A 7,498-nucleotide genomic window follows, 5' to 3' on the forward strand; every position below is an offset into this window, starting at 1 on the left:
GGGCTGGAGACTCGGGCGGCCACCATCGGAGAGGAGTCCGTGACGCTGGAGGACGTTTACGAGCCGTACCTCATGCAGTTGGGGTTCCTGACCCGCACTCCCCGGGGGCGGTGTGTGACGCAAAAGGCGTATCAGCACCTCCATAAGCCCATTCCCGGCGGCGCTGCAGAGGGTCCGCTGATGGATCAATTGACCTTTTAAAAGCGTCGTTGTGGGAGAGAAAACTTAAAGCAAACGATTTTCTCCATAATTTCACTAAAAATTTTCTGATTTATTCACGAGAATTTTATATTTTGCTTGACATTTCGGCTACAAGATAGGTATAATACGTTATGTGCAAAGTTCCAAATGAAAAATTGAATTTCCCGGAAGCATTGACCGATGAGGAGCTGTGCCGTCTGGTTGCCGAAGGCAATCGTCAGGCGGAGGAGATTTTAGCCGCCCGGTATATCCGGTTGGTTCGCACCTGTGCCCGCCCGTATTTTCTGGCAGGCGGTGACAGTGAGGACCTGACACAGGAGGGAATGCTGGGGCTCATCAAGGCTGTGCGGGAATTCAATGGCAACAAGGATGCCTCATTCCGAACCTTTGCTGAGATCTGCATACGAAGCCGACTGTATTCCGCTCTGCGTTCCGCGGGACGGGAGAAGCATCAGGTGCTGAACCAGTCGGTCTCATTGGATACTCCCGACTTTGACAGCAATTCCTACACCTCTGGCACCAATCATCTGGCGCAGCGCGACCCTGAAGATGACCTTATTGACAGGGAACATACGGCAGCCCTCTTATCCGGTGTCCGGAAACAGTTGTCCGAATTTGAAGCGAAGATCCTGGGGTACTATTTAGACGGACTTTCCTGCAGAGAAATCGCCTTGGAAGTGGGCAAAAGCGCGAAGTCCGTGGACAACGCTGTGCAGCGTATCCGGCGCAAGGTGGCACAGCAAATTCTTTCCGGCGAATTCAGCTCACGCTGAACGCAATATATTTTTCTTTTCAAAGAGAGGGTAAAATCATGTACGAAGACAAGACCTTAGTGTGCAAAGAGTGTGGCCAGGAGTTCGTGTTCACCGCCGGTGAGCAGGAGTTCTACGCTGAGCGCGGCTTCCAGAACGAGCCCCAGCGCTGCAAGGCCTGCCGTGATGCTCGCAAGAACGCCGCCCGCGGCCCCCGCGAGTATTTCACCGCTGTGTGCGCTGCCTGCGGCGGCGAGGCTCGCGTTCCCTTCGAGCCCAAGTCCGACCGTCCGGTCTACTGCAGCGAGTGCTTTGCCAAGATGCGCGATCAGCAGAGATAACAAGCCGTCTTCGGTTTTTATAAATGCGATCCAGAAGGACGTCCGCAAATGCGGGCGTCCTTTTCGTTGCTCCGGCAGGGAAAATTTGACGCCCGCGTTGTAATTTTTCCCGCCTTGCGGTATAATTCCCATGTATGCAAACACGCCGCCTGCGCGGCAGGAATAAGGAGCGATCCCATGAAGTTTGAGGAATATCTGGAGGGCCTGCGGGGCAAGTCCGTGGCCGTCATCGGCCTGGGGGTGTCCAACCGCCCTCTGATGGAGCTGCTGCTGTCCCACGGCGCCCATGTCATCGCCTGCGACAAGAAGACGGAGCTGGGGGAGTACGGGGAATCCCTGAAACAGCGGGGCTGTACGCTGAAGCTGGGGGAGGACTATCTCACCGGTATCCATGCCGACGTGATCTTCCGCACCCCGGGCCTGCGGCCCGACGCCCCGGGCATCGCCCAGGCGGTGGCGGAGGGGGCCGTCCTCACCAGCGAGATGGAGGCCTTTTTCGACGTGTGCCCCTGTGAGGAGATCGCCGTCACCGGCAGCGACGGCAAAACCACCACCACCACCATCATCGCCCGGCTGCTGGAAGCGGCGGGCCGCACCGTCCATCTGGGCGGCAACATCGGCCACCCGCTGCTCTCCGAGACGCCCACCATCGCCCCGGAGGATCTGGCAGTGCTGGAGCTGAGCTCCTTCCAGCTGATGACCATGACCAAAAGCCCTCACATCGCGGTCATCACCAATCTCTCTCCCAACCACCTGGACGTCCACAAGGACTACGCGGAGTATATTGCTGCAAAGGAAAATATCTTTACACATCAGACCGCCCGGGATATTGCCATCTTCAATGCCGACAACGCCGATACCATGGCCTGCGCCGCCAAGGCCAAGGGCCGGGTGCGCCTGTTCTCCCGGCAGCGGGAGGTGGCGGACGGCGTGTTCCTCCGGGGGGAGGACATCGTGGCCCGGAATGAAGACGGCGAGCGGGTGGTGATGTCCGTTTCCGACATCCGGCTGCCCGGCGTCCACAACGTGGAGAACTACCTGGCGGCCATCGCCGCTGTGGACGGCCTGGTACCCGACGGCATGATCCGGGACTTTGCCCGCTCTTTCGGCGGCGTGGAGCACCGCATCGAGCTCTTCCGCACCCGCCGGGGCGTGAAGTGGTACAACGACTCCATCGCCTCCAGCCCCAGCCGCACCATCGCCGGGCTCAAGAGCTTCCCGGAGAAGGTGATCCTCATTGCCGGCGGCAAGGACAAGGGCATCTCCTACGCCCCCCTGGGAAGCGTGGTCAATGAGCACGTGAAGCTGCTGATCCTCTGCGGCGCCACGGCGGGGGTTATCCGCCAGGCGGTGGAGGGCGCGGAGAACTACGATGGGCTGGAGATCGTGGACGTTGCCGACTATCCCGCCGCCGTAAACCTGGCGGCGAGCCGGGCCAAAGCGGGGGACGTGGTGATCTTGTCCCCGGCCAGTACCTCCTTTGACCGCTTTGCCAACTTCATGGAGCGGGGCGAGACCTTCAAGACCCTGGTGAACGCCCTGCCGGAATAAGGCAAAATACGGCCAACCCCCGCCCGCATAGGATAGCGGGAGGGAGGTGCAGCCCATGAAAGGCCGATTTTTGTTCCGTTTTCGCCGCCGGGGCTACGCCGTGGGCCGGCTGATCGCGCTGTTTTTATCGGTGACGCTGCTGGTGGTGGGCCTGACGGCGGCTGTCCGTCTGCGTCCGCTGCTGGAACAGCTGGCGGTGGCCCGGGTGTCCAACTCCGTCACCGGCGTGGTGTCCCAGGCGGTGTACGAGGCGGTGGAGTCCGGAGAGATCCGCTATGACGAGCTGGTGTCCTTTGAAAAGGACAACGAGGGCAAGATCACGGCGGTGCGCAGCAACATGGCCGCCTGCAACCATCTGCAGGCGGATATTCTGGAGACGATTCTGGAGCGTATCAGCCAGGTGTCCGCCCGGGAGCTGTCGGTGCCGGTGGGAAGCCTTACGGGCTCGGCGCTGCTGGCGGGCCGCGGTCCCCGGATCAGCGTGCGGATGGAGTCCGTGGGCTCCTCCAAGGCAACCTTCCGCAACGAGTTTGTGGACGCGGGCATCAACCAGACCAAGCACCAGATCATTCTGGAGATCGACGTGGCCGTCAGCATATTGCTGCCGGGCTTTACCACCGCCACCGTGGTCTCCAACGAGTTCATCGTGGCGGAGACGGTGATCGTGGGCAGCGTGCCGGATACCTACACCTACTTTGCCACGGCACCGGAGACCTATGAGGAGGATATGAAGGACTACATCCTCAACAATTCAAACTGACCAAAGAAAGGCGGATATCCCATGGACTACCGCGAGGAAATGAAACAGCTGCGGGATTTTCTCAACCAGCAGAGCTACCTGTACTATGTACTGGACGCTCCGGTGATCCCGGACTATGAATACGACCGGCTCAACCGCCGTCTGGAGGAGCTGGAGGCAGCCCACCCCGAGGAGGTGACGGCGGATTCCCCCACCCAGCGGGTGGGCGACAAGATCCTGGAGGGCTTTGAGACCTACAACCACCCGGTGCCCCTGGAGAGCCTCCAGGACGTCTTCGATGCCCAGGAGGTCTCAGAGTTCTGTGCCCGGATGAATGAGACTCTGGGGGAGGCGGTGGCCTACTCCGTGGAGCCCAAGGTGGACGGCTTGTCCGTGGCACTGGAATACCGGGACGGCGTCTTCGTCCGTGGCGCCACCCGGGGCGACGGCCGGGTGGGGGAGGACGTGACGGAGAATTTGAAGACCGTCCGCTCCATCCCCATGACGCTGCCGGAAAAGCTCCCCCGGCTCATCGTCCGGGGAGAGGTCTACATGTCCCGGGCCGTGTTCCAGGAGATCAACGACGCCCGGGAGCTCCAGGGCAAGCCCCTGATGGCCAATCCCCGCAACGCCGCCGCCGGTTCCCTGCGTCAGCTGGACCCCAAGGTCTGCGCGGAGCGGAAGCTGGATATCCAGATCTTCAACCTCCAGCTGGCGGAGGGCCGCAGCTTCGAGACCCACGCCGAGACCCTGGAGTACCTGGCCACCCAGCGCTTTAAAGTGATCCCCCACAAGACCCTCACGGGGACCGAAGTGGTGCAGCGGGAGATCGACCGCATCAACGATGAGCGCATGGACTATCCCTTCGACATCGACGGCGCCGTCATCAAGGTGAACCGCCTGGCGGACCGGGAGAAGCTGGGCTCCACCGCCAAGTTCCCCAAGTGGGCGGTGGCCTTCAAGTATCCGCCGGAGCAAAAGCCCTCCAAGGTGCTGGACATTGTGGTGCAGGTGGGCCGCACCGGCGTGCTGACCCCGAAAGCAGTGCTCTCGCCCGTGCGCCTGGCGGGCACCACCGTCACCAATGCCACGCTGCACAACCAGGACTATATCACGGAAAAAGATATCCGGGTGGGGGACACCGTCATCGTTCAGAAGGCGGGGGAGATCATCCCGGAGATCGTGGAAGTGGTGAAGGATCAACGGCCGGAGGGCACCGTGCCCTATCTTCTGCCGGACAAGTGTCCGGTGTGCGGGGCGCCGGTGGTGCGGGACGAGGACGGCGCGGCATTGCGCTGCACCGGCGCCGAGTGCCCGGCCCAGCTGCTGCGCAACCTCACCCACTTTGCAAGTCGGGACGCCATGGACATCGAGGGCCTGGGCCCCAGCCTGGTGCGCCAGCTGGTGGAAGCCAAACTCATCACCACCGCCGCGGACCTGTACAGCCTCCGGGCGGAGGACGTGGCCAAGCTGGAGCGGATGGGAGAGAAGTCCGCGGACAATCTGATCCGCTCCATTGAAAAGTCCAAATCCAACGATTTGTCCAAACTCCTCTACGGCCTGGGCATCCGGCAGGTGGGGGAGAAGGCCGCCAAGGTCCTCTCCGCCCGGCTGGGATCCATGGACGCCCTGATGGCCGCCTCGGCGGAGGAGCTCACCGCCATCGACGACGTGGGGGCCATCACCGCCCGGTGCATCCGGGAGTATCTGGACCAGCCCCAGGGACACGACCTGATCTTGCGGCTCAAAGCCGCCGGGGTGAACATGGTCTCCACCCAGGCCCCGGTGGGGGACCTGCTTTCCGGCCGCACCTTTGTCCTCACCGGCGAGCTTTCCGCATACTCCCGCAAGGAGGCGGGGGAGAAGCTGGAGGCCCTGGGCGCCAAGGTGTCCGGCTCCGTGTCCAAAAAGACCAGCTGCGTGGTGGCGGGAGAGGCCGCCGGGTCCAAGCTCAAGCGCGCCCAGGAGCTCCACATCCCCGTGCTGGATGAGGGGCAGCTGCTGATCCTCCTGGGCGAGGCGGAGGGAGACCGGGACGCCATCCTGGCCCTGCTGGACGCACCCCGGGAGGCATAACAGCCCCGATACAACCGAAAACAAGAAGAGCCCCCGGAACGGAAACAAACCGTTTCGGGGGCTCTTTTTATGGATAAAGGATATTGGCTTTACACATCTTCATTCAAGGGAAATCCCGCCTGCCGCAGGGCGGTCTCGATCTGGCGGACGTGCTCCGGATTCCGGGTCTCCAGCACCATGGTGACGATGCAGGCGGCCACCTCGGAGTGGCTGTCCTCCCGGGCGTGGTTGACGGTGAGGATGTTGGCGCCGCTGTCGGCCACCACCCGCAGCATCTGCAAAAGTCCGCCGGGCTTATCCGGCACCTTGGTGGTCAGCTCCACGATGCGGCCCGCCTTGGAAAGGCCCTTGGTGATGACCCGGGAGAGGGTGGTGACGTCCACGTTGCCGCCGGAGACCAAACACACGGTGGTCTTGGAGCAGTCCACCTTGCCGAACATGCAGGCGGCCACGGTGGTGGCGCCGGCGCCCTCGGCCACGGTCTTCTGTTCCTCCATTAGCGCCAGGATGGCAGAGGCAATTTCGTCCTCGGTGACGGTGACCACCTCGTCCACGTACTTGGCGCACAGCTCGTATGTGAGGTCCCCGGGCCGCTTGACGGCGATGCCGTCGGCGATGGTGGCCACGCTGGAAAGCTCCACCGGATGCCCCGCTTCCAGGGAGGCCACCATGGAGGCGGCTCCCGCCGCCTGGACGCCGATGACCCGGCAGGAGGGTTTCAGGTGCTTCACCGCAAAGGCCACGCCGCCGATGAGGCCGCCGCCGCCGATGGGCACCACGATCTGCTCCGCCTGGGGCAGCTGCTCCAGGATCTCCAATCCGATGGTGCCCTGTCCAGCCATGACATAGGGGTCGTTGAAGGGGTGGGCAAAGGTGTAGCCGTGCTCCGCCGTCAGCCGCTCGGCCTCCCGGGCGGCGTCGTCATACACGCCGGGCACCAGCACCACCTCTGCACCGTAGGAGCGGGTGGCCTCCACCTTGCTGATGGGGGCGCCGGCAGGCATGCAGATGATGGACCGGATGCCCAGCTTGGCCGCGGAGAGGGCAATGCCCTGGGCGTGGTTTCCGGCGGAGCAGGCGATGACGCCCCGCCGGGCCTCCTCCGGCGTCAGGGATCGGATCTTGTTATAGGCACCCCGCAGCTTGAAAGCTCCCGTCAGCTGCAGATTCTCCGCCTTGATGTACAGTCCCAGCTTGGGGGCCCGCTCCAGCGGGGTCCTCCGGGCAACGCCCTGCAGGGCCGCCTGGGCGTCCCGAATCATCTCCATAGTCAGCATAATCATTCCTCCCGTTCTATTCCTCACACCCATGTGTCCTTCAATAGAGGACATATTATAACTAATTTGTCTTTATACGGGAATTATATGGCGGAGAGTCCCAAAAGACAAGGAGTAAAATCAACAATTATGGGTTTGAAAACCGGGCAATTTTACAGCTTTCAGCGGCCGCAGCACCGTCTCGCCCAGCCGCCGCAGGGCCTGCCGCCGGACAGCCGCGCCCATGCGGCGCCGGATCAGGTCCGCCTGGGGCAAGGTCACGGTTTGGGGACTGGGGGCGTAGAGGGCGGCGTCCACGGCGGCCATCAGCGCCTCCAGGGCGTTGCGCAGGTCGCTGTCGGATTCCGCTGCGGCTTTGAGGCGGGTGAGGAACTCCCGGGGTGTCTCTCCAGGCCGCTTGTGCCAGGGGGCCTTGCGGCTGCGGCGCACCAGCAGGAAGTAGATACCGTCAGGGGTCTGGCGGTGACGGCGCAGCCAGTGCAGCAGCGCTATACGGCGCCGCCAGGCCGCCCACAAAAGCCGCAGTCCCTCCAGCAGGGAGGGCCGTCCCGTCCGGGCCCG

General features: G+C 62.8%; 8 protein-coding genes. 6 read left to right on the plus strand and 2 right to left on the minus strand.

Features of this window, described 5'->3' with window-relative positions:
- The 6 genes from ACT67G_RS00685 to ligA all read left to right on the plus strand — a co-directional run.
- Nucleotides 1–201 (plus strand): Holliday junction DNA helicase RuvB C-terminal domain-containing protein (locus ACT67G_RS00685; protein ID WP_443662636.1); only part of this gene is annotated, 201 nt, incomplete at its 5' end.
- Nucleotides 202–332: 131 nt separating this feature from the next.
- Nucleotides 333–974, plus strand: coding sequence for a sigma-70 family RNA polymerase sigma factor (locus tag ACT67G_RS00690; RefSeq protein ID WP_187014009.1), 642 nt, complete (start codon nt 333–335; stop codon nt 972–974).
- 38 nt (nt 975–1,012) lie between these two features.
- Entirely contained in the window at nt 1,013–1,294 is a 282-nt protein-coding gene (locus tag ACT67G_RS00695; RefSeq protein WP_021750705.1) for a zinc-ribbon domain containing protein, read from the plus strand.
- Between the two features lie 177 nt (nt 1,295–1,471).
- Nucleotides 1,472–2,845 carry a UDP-N-acetylmuramoyl-L-alanine--D-glutamate ligase gene (murD, locus tag ACT67G_RS00700; RefSeq protein ID WP_443662637.1) on the plus strand — a complete coding sequence of 458 codons (1,374 nt, stop codon included), beginning with the start codon at nt 1,472–1,474 and terminating at the stop codon, nt 2,843–2,845.
- Between the two features lie 55 nt (nt 2,846–2,900).
- The gene (yunB, locus tag ACT67G_RS00705; RefSeq protein WP_443662638.1) at nt 2,901–3,605 is read left to right on the plus strand and encodes a sporulation protein YunB; all 705 of its coding nucleotides are present in this window, start codon (nt 2,901–2,903) and stop codon (nt 3,603–3,605) included.
- 21 nt (nt 3,606–3,626) lie between these two features.
- Complete coding sequence (gene ligA, locus ACT67G_RS00710; protein ID WP_443662639.1) at nt 3,627–5,660, plus strand: NAD-dependent DNA ligase LigA; 2,034 nt, start codon at nt 3,627–3,629, stop codon at nt 5,658–5,660.
- A gap of 89 nt (nt 5,661–5,749) precedes the next feature.
- Here ligA and ilvA read toward each other — a convergent pair whose 3' ends face one another.
- Both ilvA and ACT67G_RS00720 read right to left on the minus strand, forming a co-directional pair.
- The gene (gene ilvA, locus ACT67G_RS00715) at nt 5,750–6,937 is read right to left on the minus strand and encodes a threonine ammonia-lyase (protein ID WP_325247583.1); all 1,188 of its coding nucleotides are present in this window, start codon (nt 6,935–6,937) and stop codon (nt 5,750–5,752) included.
- Nucleotides 6,938–7,057: 120 nt separating this feature from the next.
- The coding region (locus ACT67G_RS00720) for a DUF4129 domain-containing protein (protein WP_443662640.1) at nt 7,058–7,498 on the minus strand (441 nt) is incomplete at its 5' end.

Origin of the sequence: Dysosmobacter sp. (assembly GCF_052306735.1) — a bacterium.
Lineage (GTDB): Bacteria > Bacillota > Clostridia > Oscillospirales > Oscillospiraceae > Oscillibacter.